Origin of the sequence: Pseudomonas sp. NPDC088322 (assembly GCF_044740745.1) — a bacterium.
GTDB classification, from domain to species: domain Bacteria; phylum Pseudomonadota; class Gammaproteobacteria; order Pseudomonadales; family Pseudomonadaceae; genus Aquipseudomonas; species Aquipseudomonas shirazensis.
Genome location: NZ_JBIURK010000004.1, coordinates 171,678 through 190,560, shown reverse-complemented (window position 1 = coordinate 190,560; position 18,883 = coordinate 171,678). Strand labels below are relative to the sequence as shown.

Sequence of the window (18,883 nt, the reverse complement as noted above, 5' to 3'; positions counted from 1 at the left end):
AAGATTAAACTCACGGTCTCAACCCTCTAGGTTGTCATCGTACCTGCCCACAAAGTCTCTACCTGCTGCAGCCAACGCTTTCTCAGGGGAAACCGGCGCAGTCCAACCAAGCAGCAATCTGGCTTTGGTGGAGCTTACTACCAATGACTTACATAATTGACTGTACATAGCCTTACGATTTATAACAGAAAATCCTATCCCAATTAATGATACCGGAAAAGCGAAAAGTCGATTAGGTCTTCCCATGCCGTCCGCCAGTAACTGAATTATTTGCGGAGTTGCCAGATCCTTACCGTCCGAAATTACAAAAGTTTGATTCGCAGCAAGAGGATGTCTAATACATGTATGGATGAAGTCGATCAGGTTCTCTAGCGCTATCATACTGCGACGGTTATCAACACTTAGCAGTGGAATGGGTATACCGCTTCTGACCAGGCTCATAAGACGTCGAAAGTTGCCTGGAGCCCCTCCAGCGTAGACAAGTGGAGGACGTATAATCACGAGCTCCATGTTTCCATCTTGTGCGAGTTGGATCAACTCCCTCTCGGCATTCTTCTTGCTCACCGCATAGTGCTGCGACGGTAAACAAATACTGTTTTCGGAGAACTCCTCGCCCTCACTCGTCTCAGAGCCGATGACACCGATGGAGCTGAGAAATATAAAACGTCTTACTCGTTGTTGAATCGCGGCTTGTGCCAACTTAGTGACCACATGGACGTTCGCATTATTGAAAGCTGTAAGCGGGTCATCCGACTTGTCATTGAGAATATGAGCTCTGCCCGCCAGGTGGACAATCGTATCCACTCCTGCACAGAGCGTGTCTAGGTCATCGTTACTCTCAAGGTCTAGACGAACGTGCTCCGTTACCTCTCCAGGTACTTCACCGCTGCGACTCACAGCTCGCACTGATGATTGCTGAGTCATCAACATTACGCACAATGCAGTGCCGATAAAACCTGAAGCACCAGTCACCAAAATCATGTCGCTTCCTGTGCTCATGTCAATATTCTGCAGGCAATAGTACTATACTCAAAGTTGGCAAGTAGGTATTCGCGACCACGTGCCCCCATTGAGCTCAACTCTTCACTGCGCGTCATGCTTAGTGAATATAAGGCCAGCGCCAGCTCACGAGATTGATCAGGTTGGACCGTCAACCCACACTTTGCATCGGCGATGGGATCGTTGTAGGCATGATAAGCACCAACAACAGGCAACGCCATCGCCATATAATCATATAGCTTATTTAGACTAACGCCGAATCGATAAATTGGTAAATCATGCATTACGAGAAAGCCGGCATCAACCTGCCCAAGCGCCGCCAGGATCACACTCTTATCGACCTGATCATAGAAACTCACAAAATCATATCTCGCCTCCACACAGCGACGCTTAAGCTCCTCGCCCTGCTCACCCTTGCCAACAATAACAAAACGCAGTTTCCGCTCAGGTGAACTAGGTAGATATTCCAGTGCATCGAGAAATTTGTGCATTGCATTTGGCTCACCGAGCGCACCGGCATAAAAATAGATAAATTCGCCATCTTTACGGTAACGTTCTAGCTGCACCAGCAGTGGGTGGCTACATAAGGCCACAGCTTGCGTGTTCAGTGAAAAGCCGTTAGGGGCATAGGTAAATTTCTCAGACTCTAAGCCGTTTGCCTGCATGTGTGCCAACGCACCGGGAAGCAAGGAAATCACTCTATCGGATTTACGATAAGCAAGACGCTCTATCCAGTGAAGTAAATACACGATGGGGTGGCGTTTACTTATGCCAGCTACTTCGACAAGGCTCAACGGCCACAAATCTCTTACCTCGAAGTAAATCTTGGCTCGGTAGAGCCTGGCCATCATGAAAGCACTAGGGAAAGCGAATGGGTGTGCGGACGAATAAATGATCAAATCAGGTCTGCACTTGCGTGGTAGCCGAGCAAGAAACAAGAGCACCGTCAATGCGAAACTCAGCATGGACAACAGCCTCTTCATACCGTTGCCAGCGTACCTAAATGCAGGTAGAAAATTATAGTTAACACCACCGTGGGTGGCGGGTCCGGTAGCCATCCCCTCACCGTCCATGAGATGGTGATATGCAGGCGTTACTACAGTTACATCGTGACCAGTACCTTGCCACTCTCTAGCTAAGTAAAAAGCTCTCCAATAGCGCCCTACTTCTGGCCCTCCGGCATAAGGATTGATGTACATAATCTTCATGTAAAGCTCACACGTAATTAATTTAAACCCAAGCGTTGGTGAGTACTGTATTGATGGAGTCGCACATGAAAACCTACTGTAAATTAATTAGCAGCTAAACGCTACGATGCTCGGCTGACCATTTACTGGCGGCGCATGTGCCGTAAGCGTTAGGTTTAACACATCCGAATGCAGTGACTAATACAATAGTTGATTATAAAGCCGCACCAGCTTTTCTTCTTCATTGGCCCAGTTATAATGTGATAAAATTGCCGCTCGACCGTTGCGCCCCATCCGCTCTGCTTCTTGCGGATTGTCGACCAAATAGTCGATCGCCTTCGCAATAGCCTCAGGATTCATTGGATTAACACATAGACCGCAGTCATTTTTCTCAATAATACTCTGCCAAAGAGGAAAGTCAGACGAAATGACCGGTAAACCGATAGCCATATACTCAAACATCTTAACGGGCAAAGCGTCCAGATAATTAGGGATCGGGTGAAGCGTAACTAGGCCGGCCACTGATTCCTCCAGTGTCCGCTTAACGCCGGTTCGATCCAGCCACCCCAAGTGGTTCACTTTGTACCAACCGACCTCTTGCATCACGGCTGCTTCAAATCTCGGCTCAGTGAACACCCCACCAATTGCAAGCCTAACATCCGAGGTAGTGCATGAAATTGCTTTCACTATTTCATGAATACCACGCACTTCACCCAAGCCCCCTATGTAAGCAACCTGTTTCTTTCTATTAGTCCAGCTTATTTGACTAAGAGATAGCTCATCTAAGATTGGGTAGTTATTAACATCTAGCGTACGCACCCCCATCTGCACAAATTTGTCGCGAATGTATGGAGTCGCAGCTACCACCGCATCGAGCCTCCGGCATACCCATCGTTCGAAAACGGCAAATATCCTAGATAATGCAATTTTAGCGATACGATTCAGATAAGGTTTACCTAACAGCTGCTTAGGCACATCTTCATGGGCGTCGAATATTACGATCTTACCGCTAGCCTTCAGTTTCAGAGCAATGGGCAGCAACTCTGGGTCGTGCAGATGGTAGATAGCAGCATCCAATTGAAACGCCTTACGTCCGATGTTCCTCGTGGTGCTAAAGATTCGTTTTAGACGTCCACTTAATTTACCGACATCTAGAATTTTTACATCATCTATTACTTCATCGCCACGGCCATCCGCTACAATTAAAGATACATCATAGCCAGCACGAGCAAGCGACTTACATTGCTTATGGTAAATACGGACATCAAATCGGGGATGAGCTGATGTTAAATGAACGACTTTGGTCATCACGTCGCCGCCCGCTCAAGAATAAACATTGATACGTCTTCCCAGCGCACGCTGGACCACCAATTGCATATTCTTCGCGAACTTTTGGCGAGCCCCCCAATTAGCGAATTCTTTATAATCGTGAATTGGCGCTCTCATAAACTCCTCAAACTGCTCACGCGTGACTCTCATTTTCTTGCAAAAATACTCGATATCAAGCGCCAATTCCTCAGCAGCATATAGAGGCTCTGCAAGTTTGGCCATAGCCTGTTCCCGCGTCATTTGACGAGAAAGTATCATACTGGAATAATGCAACTTTCTCTTGTCATATCCGAACTTGGTAGGCAAGTAATAATTCTGGAATAACTTAGTAAATGCGGATTCGCCATGTTTGCGTGCGTATGAACGATATCCAATGGTTTCGCGCAGGTAACTTTCAGCAACACCCTTGTCGTAGTCCATATAATTTAGCGGACGTACGGTTCGCATGCCTTTGACAAACGGGTACCAGAAGTAGTACTCAAAAAAACTGATCGTCTTATAATCACGTAGCGGCCGCGCGCCGTACTTATTATGAATAGCATGCAAATTTATAGCATCCATTGCGCTGCCATGCCACCCTTCAGGAAACACTGCCTCGGTGGCAAGATTTCCGCCACTGAGAATATAGCGAATGTCGTTTTTTACTGCAAAGTGGTACATACTAGAAAAATAGGCATGATCCTGCGGCACGTCTTGATTAGCAACAGCGGCCTTCATATAAGCTAGCTGTAGATCCCTAACCTCCTCCCAATTCATCACATGAGTATGTAAATCGTAACCGCAGTACTTGATAACTTTCTCAATATTACTAACTGCGAGTTCAGTATTCCAACCTGCGTCAACGTGAACGACCAGTGGACGCAGACCTAAGTCCTTGACTTTGAGAGCGAGAAAGGAGCTATCAACACCTCCGCTTAGACCGATGATGCAGTCATACTCTTTATCGGCCCCCTCTCGTTTAATTTGGTCTACAATTTCTGCCAATCGCTGCTGGCCATCAACACCGCTAAATAGTTGCGCCGACTGCAAACTGTCAAACTTGTGGCAGTGATTACATACGCCCGCCTCATCAAATACGATTTCAGCGTCCGAAGTATCCATAACACAACGTTTGCATACCTTGATCAAGGTCAATCTCCTAACCCTATGATTTCTACCTGAATTTCATCACCTTGAATTCAGGTTTAAGATCTTGTCCCACTTTGCTACATGCTGAGGGAATTAACGCCTTGCCTACACGGCGACTATCTTCTGCCTAGAGTGCTCACACTAGGGTAGCTTATCAGTACCGCCCTGTGTTTACCGTGAAAAACAAAAAGGCTCCCCGCCGCTGCCGCCGAGACGCCGGTCTGATCGAATAGGTCGGTAAGGTCGCTCACCGCGCCCGCACCACCACAAGCAATTACCGGCACATGTACGCCTTTGACGATGCTGTCAATGAGCCCTGCGTCAAAGCCTCTCTGAGTACCATCTTGGTCTATCGAGGTGATGAGGATCTCACCGATACCAGCGCTTTCGAGGGTTTGAGCCCATTCGACAGGGGATCGCTTGGTGTTCGAAGCCCCACTAGCAGCATAAACCGAATACCCCCCAAAAAATCCTTTCTTACAATCGATCGAGCCAACCACACTCTGCGAGCCATATTTTTTGGCTATATCAGTGATGATAGAAATATCAGCTAGCGCCGCCGAGTTGATCGAGATTTTTTCCACTCCCAGCCCAAACAGTTTATCGGCATGCGCCAGAGTCCTGATCCCGCCACCATAGCAAATAGGCATGAAACACTCGCCGGCAACTTCGGCGATGAGTTGATAATTGGGCTCCTGCTTGAGCATGGAGGCTTCAATATCCAACAAGATCAACTCGTCGACCTCTTTCTCATTGAAGATCCTGATCGCATTGATCGGATCGCCAACATATTTAGGGTCTTTGAACTTAACAGTCTTCACCAGCCCTCGGTCCTTCAGCAAAAGGCACGGAATAATGCGTTTTCTGAGCATCAGATCAGCTCCACGAAATTCTTGAACAATTGCATACCGAATTTGTGGCTTTTCTCTGGATGAAACTGGAAACCGAACACGTTGTCTTTGACAACCGCGGCAGCGAACACCTGGTCGTAGTTGGCGCTTAACAGGATGTTGCTGTTATCGCGCGGGCTCATGTAATAGCTGTGTACGAAGTAGAATCTGCTGGGGTTCTCCAGATCGGTGAGGCCATGCAGGATCGGATGCTCATGGGCCGCGACAGTCTCGTTCCAGCCCATGTGCGGAATCTTGCGATGCTCGCGTGGTTCGAAGCGGACGATGTCCATGTCGATCCAGCCCAGACCAGGCTCACTGCCCTCTTCCGAGCGCATACCCAGCATCTGGCTGCCGAGACAGATACCCATCACTGGCTTGCGCTTGTCCATGGCATGTTCGGTCAGAACGTCAACCAGGCCACTCTTGCGCAATGTTTGCATCCCCGCATCGAACGCTCCGACGCCAGGCAATATCAGCTTTTCAGCCCTCTCGATATCCGACCTTCTGTTGGAGGCCATAGCACTGGCGCCCAGGCGTTTCAACATGTTCAAAACCGACGCGATGTTTCCTACACCGTAATCAACAACGACGATCACTTGGCTTCTCCCTTAGCGCAGTGGAAGGATATCCAGAAATAGATGAAATACATAAACGCGTAACCCGCTGCGTAAAAGGTCAAGACAGATTCAACACTGCCCGGGAGCATGAAACATGCAACGGTCATCGCCAGCAGAGTAAATTGCCAGAGCAGATCAAGGTTCTGCCGCTGGGCAATGTAAATAGTGTAGCTCAGTGGGCTGACCACGAAACGCATGTAGAACAGCGGGATCAGCAGCACAGCATAGCGGCCCGACTCCATCCATTCGGCGCCAAATATCAAGGCAAATGCAGACTCTGCAAAAAAACCAATAATGATAAAGGGTGGCAACGCCAGCAGCGCCAACACCTTGAACGTGGACAAGAACAGCTTTCGGCAACTGCCTAAGTCACGATACTCACGGGCAGCCTGTTCTTTGAATACATCCAGCACCGAGGCGGCAAGTAGGGATATCGGAGCGCCCATCATCCTCAGGGTCAAGGCAAACCAGCCGGCGATTTCGCCCCCGAACTTACTGGCCAGAAGAATGACTGGTAACTGACTGGATACAGTATTGATCAAGTCTGCCGGTAGTGAGTACTTGGGGAAGTTTGAATAGCTTCGCGCCACCTCTGCCACTTCCTCGAGGGTGGCACTCAGGCTGTGCACGAGCAACGATTTGCCTACCCATAAGACAGCCAAACCGGTGGCCAGCAAAACACCAAATGTCTGACCGTAAACCAGGCCTTTTTCGCCCTCCAGCAGGTACGCAGCAGCCACCTGAGAAACCGCAATGCAAGCGGCCAAACTTATACGTGCAAGACCAAGCTTGTTAAACGCTTGCTGATATGTCAGAACGCAAAGCAGTAACTTATTAATGGCGAGTCCTGCGGCAACTACCGTGAGAGCGAACCAATAATGACTAATTTCAACGGGAAGCCGTGAAGTCGCATAAGGAGTAACCAGCAACAGTCCGGTAACAGCAACCGACAAACCTAAAACAAGAAAAATAACTAGCTTGATGACTGCGGACAACTCAGAGCTTTGCCCAGTAGAGAAGAGCGCGAGCTCGTAACGCCCTGTCAACAAGACCGAGATGATTGTCGCCGCAGACACCCAAACGCTGAAATCACCTATCTCGCCTGGGGTGTAGAGACGCACCAGCAATAACATGACGCCGATTGTAATCAATTGCGCGCCGAACGTACCCAATAGCACGCGTACAATTCGGCCAAAAAACACCTTGCTCACCTGGCTGCCCTCATACCCAATTGAAAGGGTAGCGAGATGAGTACAAGCGAAATAACCATGACGAAACCACCTGCCCCTAACAATACGGTTAAAAGCGACTGCTCTATTATCTTCGTCGCAATCAGTAGCGCTATAGGCATTGCTAAAACCGCGCCATACCGCGAATATAAAAAATTCAGCAGCATGGTAATCCCGGCGACAAATAGTGATTCGACAACCACCCCAACGTATTTGAGCTGCATAAACGCAACCGCTATGAAATTTACGTTTGCGTTCATTTTCGAATTTTCAAACATTTCTACGCCCAGCCTAAACGTTATCGGATCAGACCGCCCCTGTCCGAATATCGCACCCAGCAAAGTATCGCCATAATTATTACGGCCAAACTGCATGACAAAAGCGTCTGTAGCCCCAAGCAAGGTGGACGGGACAACATACACACGGCGTAAAAGATAGTCATTTAGATAAGAGTACCCAAGCATCTCATGCTCAATGACACCGAGCAAAATCACTAATAAAAGAGCACCTATCAACCATGACAACTTAACCACACCAAACTTACGGTAGTACAACATGATGAAGTAAATTAGAAAAATCAAAACAACGGGGTACTTTTGACCAAAAGCCCCCCACACCACGATCACATTGAAGATACCTAGGGCTAAAAAACTGTTCTTTTGTTGGTAGACGCCCCAGGCAAACAGTACCGGGAAAAGTGCTTGCGTCCCGATCGATGCTAAGTAGGCACCAAGTGTACCTGCTGCGAAAATCTCCCTCGCAAGTGCGCGCCTAACATAGTGAGTACTGAGATCAAGAGAGAAATAATCTGCACTCTTGAGTAAGATGTAAAGTAATACAGCCAGATTGAGCAGCGACAGAAGTACTAGAACCCTCTTACCCTGTTCGACAGGAACATCATCAACTCGCTGATAGAATCGTACCTTATTTGCCAAACAAATGATCGATACACCAATCACTATAGCAAGCGTCACGCCCGAGAACAGATCACCCTCTGGTGAAAAACGGTTTGCACCATTCAAAACCAGCCCATGCGGTACGACTAATAGAATAAAACAAGCAACCAGCAAATCACCAGGTCGCTCTATCCGTCCAACTGCCAGCAAAGCACATACTGTCGCAAGCAAAAACAGATACAGTATTCGCACGAAATCCAAGGGCCGTGCTGCAGCCCCCATATAACCGTACAGCTGGTGGATGTAGCTGTTGTTCACCCAGACCAGTGCCAAAAAATAAGCGAACAGCAGCACTACATTCAGCAGTACCGACTTGTCGATCCGGGTGGCTAGGTACATTCCTATGAGGCCAGCGCGGCACTGATATCAGCCACTGCCGCCTGATCCAGATACGGATGCATCGGCAAGCTCATGACCTTGGTCGCCACGTCATCGCCAATCGGCAACACAGCGCTTTGGTCCATGACCGCCGGTTGCTTGTTCAGCGGAATCGGATAATGAACTGCGGTAGGGATCCCGGCAGCTTTGAGGCGCTCTTGGACAGCGTCTCGCTCGTGCACTTGCACGGTGTACTGGGCATACGCACTGATGTTGCCCTCAGCGATGTAAGGCGTGCCCGACACACCAGCATGTTTCAAGGCAGCGTCATACCAGGCCGCCACTTGCTGACGCAGGGCAATCTCTTCCTCGAATATCTCCAGTTTCGGCAACAGGATTGCCGCCTGCAGGGTATCCAGCCGGCTGTTCACGCCTACCCGAATGTGATGATAGCGACGGTCCTGGCCATGTCGCGCCACCTGGCGAATCACTTTCGCCAGCTCTTCGTCATTGGTGAAGATCGCGCCGCCATCACCGTAGCAACCCAGCGGCTTGCTCGGGAAGAAGCTGGTGCACGAAACCGTAGTCAGGTTGCAAGAGCGTTTGCCCTTGTACGAAGCACCAAAACTCTGCGCCGCATCCTCGATCACCGGGATACCATGCTTGGCGGCAATGGCGTTGATTGCATCATAATCGGCGCACTGGCCGTACAACGAGACAGGGATGATGGCCTTGGTCCGCGGCGTAATGGCGGCTTCAAGCAAGGCGGGATCAAGGTTGTAGGTACGTGGGTTAATGTCCACATACACCGGCTTGGCACCGAGAAGCGCAACAGTTTCTGCGGTGGCGATGTAGGTGAAGCCCGGCGTGATGACTTCGTCGCCCGGGCCGATACCGAACGCCATCTGCACGATCTGCAGGGCGTCGGTGCCGTTGGCGCAGGTGATGCAGTACTTTGCGCCGACAAAGGCGGCTAGGCGCTCTTCGAGTTCGCTGACTTCAGGGCCGAGAATGTATTGGCCATGGCTCAGTACCCGCTGGATGCCAGCATCGATCTTGTCCTTGATACGCGCCTGCTGGCTCTTCAGGTCAATAAATTCAATCATGCTCACGCGTCCACCTTGCTCAGGATCTTGCCATTAAGTACGTAACGCACGCCGGAATGCGAGCAGATCGCTTCGCTGTTGTCATCCAGTTGCAGTTGTTCGCCAAACTCGCTCATCCAGCCGATCTGCCGGGCCGGCACGCCGACCATCAAAGCGTAGGCCGGGACATCCTTATTGATCACCGCGCCGGCACCGACAAAGGCGTATTCACCTACTGTTACGCCACAGACAATGGTGCAGTTGGCGCCGAGGGTGGCGCCCTTTCTGACCAGCGTGTCGCGGTACTGATCTTTGCGCTCGATCAGCGAGCGCGGGTTGTAAACGTTGGTGAAGACCATGCTCGGGCCACAGAATACGCCCTCTTCGAGGGTCACGTTGTCGTACACCGAAACGTTGTTCTGGATCTTGCAGCGGTCACCAATGACAACCTTGTTGCCGACGAAGACGTTCTGGCCCAGCGATACTCCTGCGCCAATCTGTGCACCGGCACAGACGTGGACGAAGTGCCAGACGCGGGAATCGCTACCGATCTGCGCGCCGTCGTCGACGATCGCGCTTGGGTGTTGATAATAACTCATGGCTTGAAACTCACACTGGATTTAGGTTGATCGAAAAACCGCTGTAACTGGACACCCGCAAAATGCCCGTAAAGGCGAGCACCCAGCTCGTTTAGGTGATGGTTATCTCGATAGATAATTTGACCATTCTGATATGGGGCACTGGCGAAGAAGCTACCACTAGAAAAATCTACGAACTGTACATTCGCCATACCGCCAATAACTTCTTTCAACTGCTGATTAGCGTTCTTCCATTGCCTGTTGGGAATCACGGGCGCCGACAACCCAAGCTCAGCAAAACGGCGTATACGCTGAACGTTTGATTCGAACATTGGGATCTGCGCCAGCACCAGTACCTGCTTTCCAGCATGGCTGACGTCCACGAGGAAGGCTCTCATCGCTTTAATAAAGATCGGGCTCTGCATTTGGTACTGCCACATGCCCGCCACAATGACCTTGTCGAATGCAGGCATCAACTGCGCCACTGCAGCAATCTGCGCCATGCAAGCCTTCCGCGACGACTTTGGCAAACGATCGTAATCGAAACCTGGAATCGGTACGCAACTACTGCCGCTGAGTACCCGATAGGACACACCTGTTTCGTCACCGGCAACGTCAAAGAAGTAGTTCAGCTGCGCAGCATGGCTGTCGCCGATCACCAGCACCGTCGGCTGAGCATCGATCTTGCCCCGCTTGCATTCGCCGACCTGAGTGCCGTGGCAGATCAACTCGGGGGCAGCGTAACGTGTCAGTTGCAAGGGCGCAGGGGTGACCACCCGCAGATTCAACTGCGAGCCGGCAAACAGCACCACGGCTACAATGGCAGTGGCCAGTGCCCACTTCGGCGACTGCTGACGCAGCCCTGCGGACTTCCTGATCGGCGTTTCAATATAACGATAGGATAACCAACCCAACAGCAGCGACCCGCTGACAAACAACAACAAGCCAGCGCCATCAAGTTCGTACTGGCCTGTGTAATAGCGGATAAAAGCCAAGATAGGCCAGTGCCACAGGTACAACGAGTAGGAGATGCCGCCGATCCACACCATCGGCCGGCTGGCCAGCAACTGACTGGCCGGGCCGCGGCGGGCGGCGATCAGCAAGCCGGCACCAGCGCAGGGCAGGATTGACCAGTAGCCGGGGAACTTCTGCTTGTCTATCAGCAAAAACGCGCAGACCAGCGCAAGCGCCCCGAGCAAGCCCAAGGCAGTCGACAGTTTGCCGGGCAACTCACGGTTCTGCAGTGCCAAGGCAACAACGGCGCCGACCATGAACTCCGGCACGCGCGCGCGTAACGCAAAGTACAAGTTGTCCTGCTTGCCGCTGGTAACCAGATAGCCACTCCAGGCAAACAAGGCCAGGCCCAGCAACGCGAATACCGGCAGCCGCCACTGGCGGGGCAGGCACATGAACAAAATGGGGAAGAATAGGTAGAACTGCATCTCAATCGCCAGCGACCAGGTATGCAGCAACGGCAGCTCGTCGGCACGGGGGGCGAAGTAACTGCCAAAATCGGCAAAGTAGCGATTGCTGGTGAAAAACGCCGACGACTTCAGGCTTTTTTCGAAGAATCCATAGTCCGCTGGCAGAAACAGCACAGCCGAGACTACACACACGACCGCCAACATGACGAAGTACGCCGGCAGGATGCGCTTGATCCGCCCCGTGTAGAACTCGACCAGATTGACTTTTTCAGTGCGCCCGGCCAGCAGGGCAGTGATGATGAATCCGGAGATGACGAAGAACACGTCGACGCCGACAAAGCCTGCATGCAACCAGGCGCTGTTGGCGTGGTAAGCGAGCACAGCCAGCACCGCGACGGCGCGCAGACCCTGCACATCCAGACGCATGTCTCTGAGCTGCCTTGGCACGCCGACATCACTCAGCGGATTGTAATTATTGTTCGACACGCTGAAGACCGATCCTGCGCTAACGTGTTGTAGACGGGTGGCCGCACCGGGCCACCCATGGCATTGGTGCTGCTTAGCGGGTCAGCGCCGCAACGAACGGATGGCCTTCGTTGTCAGCGGCCTTGACGATGGCGGCACTGCGGATGGTGTTGACGGTTTCGACACAATGGCGCGCATCTTCGATACCGTAACCGCGACCCGCCAGAATCTCTTCATAGCTGGTGGTGTGCAGGTCGGTGAAACCTTCAGAGAACTCCATTTCCTCGCCGTTGACGGTGATCGAACGGTAGGTAGGCTTCTTGCCCTTGACCGATTCCGGCAGGTCGTTGGCATCGACCGAAAGGAACCAGCGTACGCGGGCTTTCTCGTACTCGAGGTAACCGGCAGCTTTATGCTCGGAAGTGAAGTGCACGACGTTACGCTGCAGTTTGCCGAAGATGAAGTGCAGCATGTCGTAGAAATGCACGCCGATATTGGTGGCCACACCGAATGACTTGCGCGGGTCACCTTTCCAGCTCTTCAGGTACCAGTTACCGCGGGAGGTGATGTAAGTCAGGTCGACTTCATACTTGTGCGGGTTGTTCTCACGGGCAACCTTGTCTTTCAGGGCGATGATCGCCTGGTGGTGACGCAGTTGCAGGATGTTGAATAGACGCTTGCCGGTTTCCTGTTCCACCAGCGCCAGCTGGTCGAGCATCTCTGGGGTTGGCACCAGCGGCTTTTCGCAGATTACATCGCAGCCCAGGCGCAGGCCTGCCGCAATGTGTGGGTAGTGCAGGTAGTTTGGCGAGCACACCGCAACGTAATCCAGGGCCGTGGCTGGATCACGTTTGAGGTTGCTGGCGTGATCGAGGAAGAACTCGAACTCGGTGAAAAACTCGCTCTGCGGCGAGATGCTGTCAATGATGCCGACCGAGTCGTTGATGTCGTAGGCAGACACCAGACGGTTGCCGGTGTCCTTGATGGCGCGCATATGGCGAGGAGCGATGTAGCCGGCGGCGCCGATGAGAGCGAAATTTTTCATGGTTGATCCTGTAAAAACGTAAGTATCCGCTCGCGGCAAGCGCAAGCGGATCGACGTGACGAAGCCGGTAATCAGGCTTTGATGATATGCGCTGTCGGCGTGCGGTACTTGCCGCGGCTGTCGACGATCAGCTTGGCCTTGCTCTCGATCAGGGCATAGTCAAACTTGTCGTGATCGGTCGCCAACACAACAGCATCGAAGCTGGCCAGGTTTTCAGCGGTCAGTGCTTCGCTGCTCAATTCGAAGTGGTGCTCGCGCATCTTCGGGAACACCGGTACATGCGGATCGCTGTACGCAACCACGCCGCCCTTGGCTTCGATCAGCTCCATGATTTCTACCGACGGCGATTCGCGCATGTCGTCTACGTTTTTCTTGTAGGCAATACCCAGGACCAGCACGCGGCTGCCCTTGAGCGCTTTGCCTGCATCGTTGAGGCCGTCCATCAGTTTGCCGAGCACGTATTCCGGCATGGCCTGGTTGACTTCGCCCGAAAGTTCGATGAAACGGGTATGCAAGCCGTATTCACGCGCCTTCCAGGTCAGGTAGAAAGGGTCGATCGGAATGCAGTGGCCACCCAGACCTGGGCCAGGGTAGTACGGGGTGAAGCCAAATGGTTTGGTCGCTGCGGCGTCTACCACTTCAAAGATGTCGATACCCATGCGGTCGGCCACGATCTTCATCTCGTTGACCAGGCCAATGTTGACGGCGCGGTGGATGTTCTCCAGCAGCTTGGTCATCTCGGCAGCCTTGGTCGAACTGACCTGAACAACCTGATCGATCGCTTGCTCATACAGGGCGACGCCCACTTCAAGACACTGAGCGGTGTGACCGCCAATGACTTTTGGAATGGTGCGGGTTTCGAAGTTCGGATTGCCCGGGTCTTCGCGCTCAGGCGAGTAGACCAGATAGATGTCCTGACCGACCACCAGACCGCCTTCCTGCACTCGAGGTAGTAGCTCTTCTTCGGTGGTGCCTGGGTAGGTAGTGCTTTCCAGCGAGACCACCTGCCCAGCACGCAGGTATGGCTTGAGCGCATCAGTGGTGTTGATGACGAAGCTCATGTCCGGTTCGCGGTACTTGTTCAACGGGGTCGGTACGCAGAGGATCAGTGCGTCACATTCGCTGACACGGGTGAAGTCGGTGGTAGCTTCGAAACCGGTTTCGCGAGCCTTGGCAACATTGGCAGCGGAGATATGTTCGATATAGCTCTGGCCGGCATTTAGCTTATCCACTTTGAAGGTATCAATATCGATGCCTAGTACATTGAAGCCAATGGCATTGTATCGGAGCATCAGTGGAAGGCCGACATAACCCAGGCCTACTATACCAATCAAAGCCTTCCGGCTTTTGAACTTCTCTACCACTGCATTAATGTCTGTCATATTTTCCAACTCACCATGAATTTTTCTGCCCGTCATCGTGACAGTACAGCGGGTACTAAAATCTTGGACGACTCATTACCAGCCGAGTGAATCGATCCGCTACTAAGCTCGGTGCCGTCGCCATAGTGAAACCGCATGTCCGCCGCTAAAGACATCGAAGCGGCTCGCGGACTGCGAACATCAAGGCGCTGCAATGATATGGCTTTCATCACCGAGGTTCCATCAGATATTTCAGTGTGTGGGATCATTGCTGCAAACGCCGAGCCTTCGCTTTGGCTCAAGCGCGGCTGCGCCACACTGCTTGATACCCCGCAGCGGGCACGAAAGGCTCGCTTGCCAAGCCCCCCTCAGCATCAGTGCTGAGCCGCCACTGGCGAGCAACCATGCGTCGAGGTGGAAGCTAGCAGCAGCCTCAAACGCTATGTGCGTGAGTGATGCCAGCTGTCAACGATGCTAGCAAACCGCCCACGCACTCGCAAAAGTGTACCCGGGCGTTGCCTACACAACCTTTTCTTGCGAAGTTTATTTGCCATCCCTAGCAATAATTTTGTCAAAAATGCTGAACCGCCCTCACACAGCCCTCCCAAGCCGCTTCAAAAAGATTGATCATAGTTCATTAACAAAGTGGGTCTCCATGCTTTCACAATAACTCTTGAAGAAAACATTCCTACAGACCAGGCCAATTTAAACCCTAACACTCAAGACTCAGGCTCTAACATTCAGATCCGACCGAAATTATGTGAAGCATAGCCATGCAAACAACTATCGGACCCGGAAATATCTCTAAAAAATAAGAATAATCGAAAGACATAACAAAACCGACTAAAGCACTCACCTCCGTGACTCCACCTAGACCAGAATGCAACCAACTAACCACCAAATAAACGTGCATAATAACTAAAATTGGTCACTTAAGATCATCACTCGGAGACCTGCACGTCGATCAAACCGCTCAAAGAGACACGACATCAGCACTACCACTCTCCCTCTGCTTTCGGAATAATCAGTAATCTGTAGCGACCAATACTCAAATACTCATAGCCATCGCAAGACAGGCGAGCCAAGACAACACCGACTTAGGATCCAAGCGTAATATCTATCCATCCAACTGGCTGAAGATATGCCAGATTGAACAGCATAACTGAACTATTAACGCCCCGCGCCCAACATCGTACGTCTACGCGCCTATCTGCGATATATTCTCAAGTGGTTGCACGATGCTTAATCCACTGACTTCTACCAATTGCAGCCAAGCCCCCCAAACTTACCCCTACGATCGTTGCGATGAACAAGATCAATGCTTTTCGGGGCTTTATCGGCTTATCGGGCTGCTCGACCGCCCCGTCTTGCTGATACACAGACACGCCAGATGGGTCAACGCTAATGCTTCTATACAGACTCAGTTTCTCCTGCCTCACACGTAGCTCGGGGATGAATGGATCATCAGATATACGCGATTTTAGTGTATCGATTTCCGCTCGCAGTGCGTCGCTACCTCGCATATAAGTCAGACTACCCACCGTACCAGCAGATACTTCAGCGGGCAAATTGCTCGTAATTATCGACGGTTTTTTCAAACCTATCGACTCCGCAACGTCAAGTGCCTCCTCCAGTTGCGCGATCCGATCCTCTCGCTGCTTGCGCGCTCCGGCTTGAGCAGACATGATCTGCCGTTCTAGGTTATTAGCCATGATTAAAATATCACTATGGGTTCCTGTAAGCACTTCATGCTTGGCACGAACGGAGGCCATTTCAACATAGGTAGTGACCCACTGTGCCGCACGTTTAGGATCTTCAAGGTTTGCTGTTACCACGTAGCGAAGGGGCATATCCTTGCCCGCCTGTGTCACTTTCAGAAGTGAATTGAATTGACTATACAGGGCATCGCGAGAGCCACGGCGTTGATCATCGTCGAGCGAAGGTAAATATTCGCTACGAAAGAATTTTTTGCGTAATGCCTCGGACTGCAGAGCCTTCAGATATATCTCGTAAACTTCCTTAACGCTGTAGGTCGGCAACCCCGAGTCCCCGCCTCTCGCATTATTAAGCTGAGCAATTTCGTTCTGAGATGGTGGCTGAACATATAGCTTAGCCTCATACACCGGCGGAGCCAGTATGACATAGAGCAAGCTCACCCCGATTATTGGCAGTGCGACCAGTACGATCCATATCTTTTTGCGCCAAACGCCTTGCATCAAATCAACAAGGTCAATTTCACCCTCCCCACTACGGCGCTGATGTTCATTGGCCATTTATTTTCCTTTGAATCTGTCTGGTTACTGCCTGAAGCAGGCCTGATATGTGCCATTACCTACCCCGTTGCCCACCAAAATCAAGCGTAGCGGCAATCGGCTGAGATGCCCGCCCATTCGTACATCTTTAGCATCTATCAAACTAGTCGAGCCTGAGCATGAACCTCTAGGAAGTAAGCCGGACTCCGCCCTCAACCGAGCCGTTAAGCAGGAATTGTGACACCCACACACCAGCCGAGCTCATCATATTTTTGCGCTAACGCCTCAGCCAACGCCAGCTTCGCCCTACCCTCTCCATGCACCAGCACCACCCGTTTCGCCGCACTCCCCGCCCCCAGCGCAAACTCGACCAAGCCAGCCTGATCGGCATGAGCCGAATACCCGCTCAGCGTGGTCACCTTCACATGCAGCTCATAGCCATCCCCATCCAGCTCAACCCACTGCGCACCGGCCTGCATCAACGCCCCCGGCGTACCTTTGACCTGATAGCCAACAAACATGACTTCATGCCGCCTATCACCTAGCATAGCTTTAAGGTAATTGACGATGCGTCCGCCTGAGCACATGCCATTGCCGGCAATCACAATCGCTGGCCGGCCAGTACTCTTTAGATAATTGACCACTTGCTGGTGCTTGGCGTGGCTATCCACACACACCAACTGGGAAAAGCCAAGCGGCTTGCGCCCTTCGCTCAAGCGTAGTCGGGCTTCGTCATTCCAGTACTGATGCAGCGCCCGGTAGACCTGGGTCACGCGCTGAGCCAGCGGCGAGTCGAGGATGATCGGTAACTGCGCCCAGTCGACCTGATCATCGCTGGCTGCCGCGCCCGAGGTGTCGAGCAGGCCTTTAAGGTGAAGGACCTCTTCAATCTCATAGAGCAACTCTTGCGTACGACCGAGACTGAATGCGGGGATCAGGATCGTGCCCTGGTCAGCCAAGGCACGATCTATCGCTGCTTCCAGACGCTGGCGCCGGTCGCTGCGGTCAGGATGCAGGCGGTCGCCATAGGTGCTTTCGAGCACCAGCACATCGGCGCGCTCTGGCGGCTGGACTGGACGCAGCAAGGGGCTGTAGGGCGCGCCGATATCGCCAGAGAACACCACACGGGTGCTGCACGATTGCGCAGGGGTACTGATGTCACACTCGACGTACGCTGAACCGAGCAGATGGCCGGCACGCTGCAGGCGGATGCGACATTGCAGGTGCCCTTGCTCGATCAGACTGTGCCACTGACCAAAGGCGATCGGCTCAACCAGACTTTTCAGCAGATGCAGAAAACGCGCTACCTGCGCGGGCTCGCTACTGATGCCGAGTTTGAAGGCATCTTCAAGAACCAGCGGGAGCAGCTTCGCGGAAGGCACGCTACAGAAGATCGGACCGCGAAAGCCTGCGGCCAGCAGTGCCGGAATGCGACCGACGTGGTCGAGGTGCACATGGGTGATCACCAACGCCTGGATGCCGCTGATAGCGAAGCCCAGCGCGGAGGAATCAGGGCGGGCGTCGGCGCCTTGCTCAAGCCCGCAATCGATGAGCAGGCTGGTGGCGGAATCTAGGTGCAGCTGATGACAGGAGCCCGTGACGCCGCGGGTGCCACCATTATGCGTGATAACGGGGAAAGTCATGCTGCTGAAGCCCTGCGCAGGGTTGAAAACGAAGCGGGCTATTACTCCATTTTCTTCGCAGATTTCATATCAGCTATGTCTGCTAAAGCAGTAGGACGCTTCCTCAGCTCTCTGCCAAGGCCGCCTGACGTGCCGATGCACGAATCCTGCGTTTGCTGCGCATAACGCCGTAGGCGCCAAGCAATGGACCGAGGGCCAACCCCACCACCAAGGCGGCGAGTACCGGCAGCGCTACAGGCACTGCAGGGGCAGTCCAGCCGAACAATACCAGGGCGACGGTTTGCTGGTTCTCCAGCACGAAGAACATCACCACTGCTGCCAGCAGCAGGACGAACAGCAGCGCCAGGGCGCGCTTGAGGTTACTCATCGGTCTG

At 52.3% G+C, this 18,883-nt stretch carries 16 protein-coding genes; all 16 read right to left on the bottom strand.

The genetic code is table 11. The features are described 5' to 3' along the window. Positions 1 to 18 precede the first annotated feature (18 nt). Entirely contained in the window at positions 19 to 981 is a 963-nt protein-coding gene (locus tag ACIOAU_RS11640) for an NAD-dependent epimerase/dehydratase family protein (RefSeq protein WP_401182066.1), read from the bottom strand. A gap of 14 nt (positions 982 to 995) precedes the next feature. After that, positions 996 to 2,207, bottom strand: a complete 1,212-nt coding sequence (locus tag ACIOAU_RS11635; RefSeq protein WP_401182063.1) for a glycosyltransferase family 4 protein — start codon at positions 2,205 to 2,207, stop codon at positions 996 to 998. A gap of 177 nt (positions 2,208 to 2,384) precedes the next feature. Further along, positions 2,385 to 3,494: a glycosyltransferase family 4 protein gene (locus ACIOAU_RS11630; protein WP_401182060.1), complete on the bottom strand. Its 1,110-nt coding sequence runs from the start codon at positions 3,492 to 3,494 to the stop codon at positions 2,385 to 2,387. A gap of 15 nt (positions 3,495 to 3,509) precedes the next feature. Further along, positions 3,510 to 4,643 carry an N-acetyl sugar amidotransferase gene (locus ACIOAU_RS11625; RefSeq protein WP_401182057.1) on the bottom strand — a complete coding sequence of 378 codons (1,134 nt, stop codon included), beginning with the start codon at positions 4,641 to 4,643 and terminating at the stop codon, positions 3,510 to 3,512. A 116-nt stretch (positions 4,644 to 4,759) separates the two neighbouring features. After that, on the bottom strand, positions 4,760 to 5,515 hold the full coding sequence (locus ACIOAU_RS11620; protein ID WP_401182054.1) for an AglZ/HisF2 family acetamidino modification protein: 756 nt from the start codon (positions 5,513 to 5,515) through the stop codon (positions 4,760 to 4,762). Beyond that, complete coding sequence (gene hisH, locus ACIOAU_RS11615; protein WP_401182051.1) at positions 5,515 to 6,132, bottom strand: imidazole glycerol phosphate synthase subunit HisH; 618 nt, start codon at positions 6,130 to 6,132, stop codon at positions 5,515 to 5,517. Before hisH ends, ACIOAU_RS11620 begins: the two co-directional genes overlap by 1 nt. Beyond that, a complete protein-coding gene (locus ACIOAU_RS11610) occupies positions 6,129 to 7,364 on the bottom strand; it encodes an oligosaccharide flippase family protein (protein WP_401182049.1) in 1,236 nt (411 codons plus the stop codon). Before ACIOAU_RS11610 ends, hisH begins: the two co-directional genes overlap by 4 nt. After that, a complete protein-coding gene (locus ACIOAU_RS11605) occupies positions 7,361 to 8,677 on the bottom strand; it encodes a hypothetical protein (protein ID WP_401182046.1) in 1,317 nt (438 codons plus the stop codon). The genes ACIOAU_RS11610 and ACIOAU_RS11605 overlap by 4 nt, the downstream gene beginning before the upstream one ends. A gap of 2 nt (positions 8,678 to 8,679) precedes the next feature. Then, positions 8,680 to 9,762, bottom strand: a complete 1,083-nt coding sequence (locus ACIOAU_RS11600) for a DegT/DnrJ/EryC1/StrS family aminotransferase (RefSeq protein WP_401182043.1) — start codon at positions 9,760 to 9,762, stop codon at positions 8,680 to 8,682. A gap of 2 nt (positions 9,763 to 9,764) precedes the next feature. Further along, positions 9,765 to 10,340, bottom strand: a complete 576-nt coding sequence (wbpD, locus tag ACIOAU_RS11595) for a UDP-2-acetamido-3-amino-2,3-dideoxy-D-glucuronate N-acetyltransferase (RefSeq protein ID WP_401182040.1) — start codon at positions 10,338 to 10,340, stop codon at positions 9,765 to 9,767. After that, positions 10,337 to 12,169, bottom strand: coding sequence for an acyltransferase family protein (locus ACIOAU_RS11590; protein ID WP_401182532.1), 1,833 nt, complete (start codon positions 12,167 to 12,169; stop codon positions 10,337 to 10,339). The genes wbpD and ACIOAU_RS11590 overlap by 4 nt, the downstream gene beginning before the upstream one ends. Positions 12,170 to 12,302: 133 nt before the next feature. Further along, entirely contained in the window at positions 12,303 to 13,253 is a 951-nt protein-coding gene (gene wbpB / locus ACIOAU_RS11585) for a UDP-N-acetyl-2-amino-2-deoxy-D-glucuronate oxidase (RefSeq protein ID WP_401182037.1), read from the bottom strand. 71 nt (positions 13,254 to 13,324) lie between these two features. After that, complete coding sequence (gene wbpA / locus ACIOAU_RS11580; RefSeq protein WP_401182034.1) at positions 13,325 to 14,635, bottom strand: UDP-N-acetyl-D-glucosamine 6-dehydrogenase; 1,311 nt, start codon at positions 14,633 to 14,635, stop codon at positions 13,325 to 13,327. 1,202 nt (positions 14,636 to 15,837) lie between these two features. Continuing rightward, positions 15,838 to 16,887 (bottom strand): LPS O-antigen chain length determinant protein WzzB, encoded by a 1,050-nt coding sequence (locus ACIOAU_RS11575; RefSeq protein ID WP_401182031.1) that lies wholly within the window; start codon positions 16,885 to 16,887, stop codon positions 15,838 to 15,840. Between the two features lie 203 nt (positions 16,888 to 17,090). Next, positions 17,091 to 18,509, bottom strand: coding sequence for an MBL fold metallo-hydrolase RNA specificity domain-containing protein (locus tag ACIOAU_RS11570; RefSeq protein WP_401182028.1), 1,419 nt, complete (start codon positions 18,507 to 18,509; stop codon positions 17,091 to 17,093). A 103-nt stretch (positions 18,510 to 18,612) separates the two neighbouring features. Then, positions 18,613 to 18,876: a LapA family protein gene (locus ACIOAU_RS11565; RefSeq protein ID WP_401182025.1), complete on the bottom strand. Its 264-nt coding sequence runs from the start codon at positions 18,874 to 18,876 to the stop codon at positions 18,613 to 18,615. Between the last annotated feature and the right edge of the window lie 7 nt (positions 18,877 to 18,883).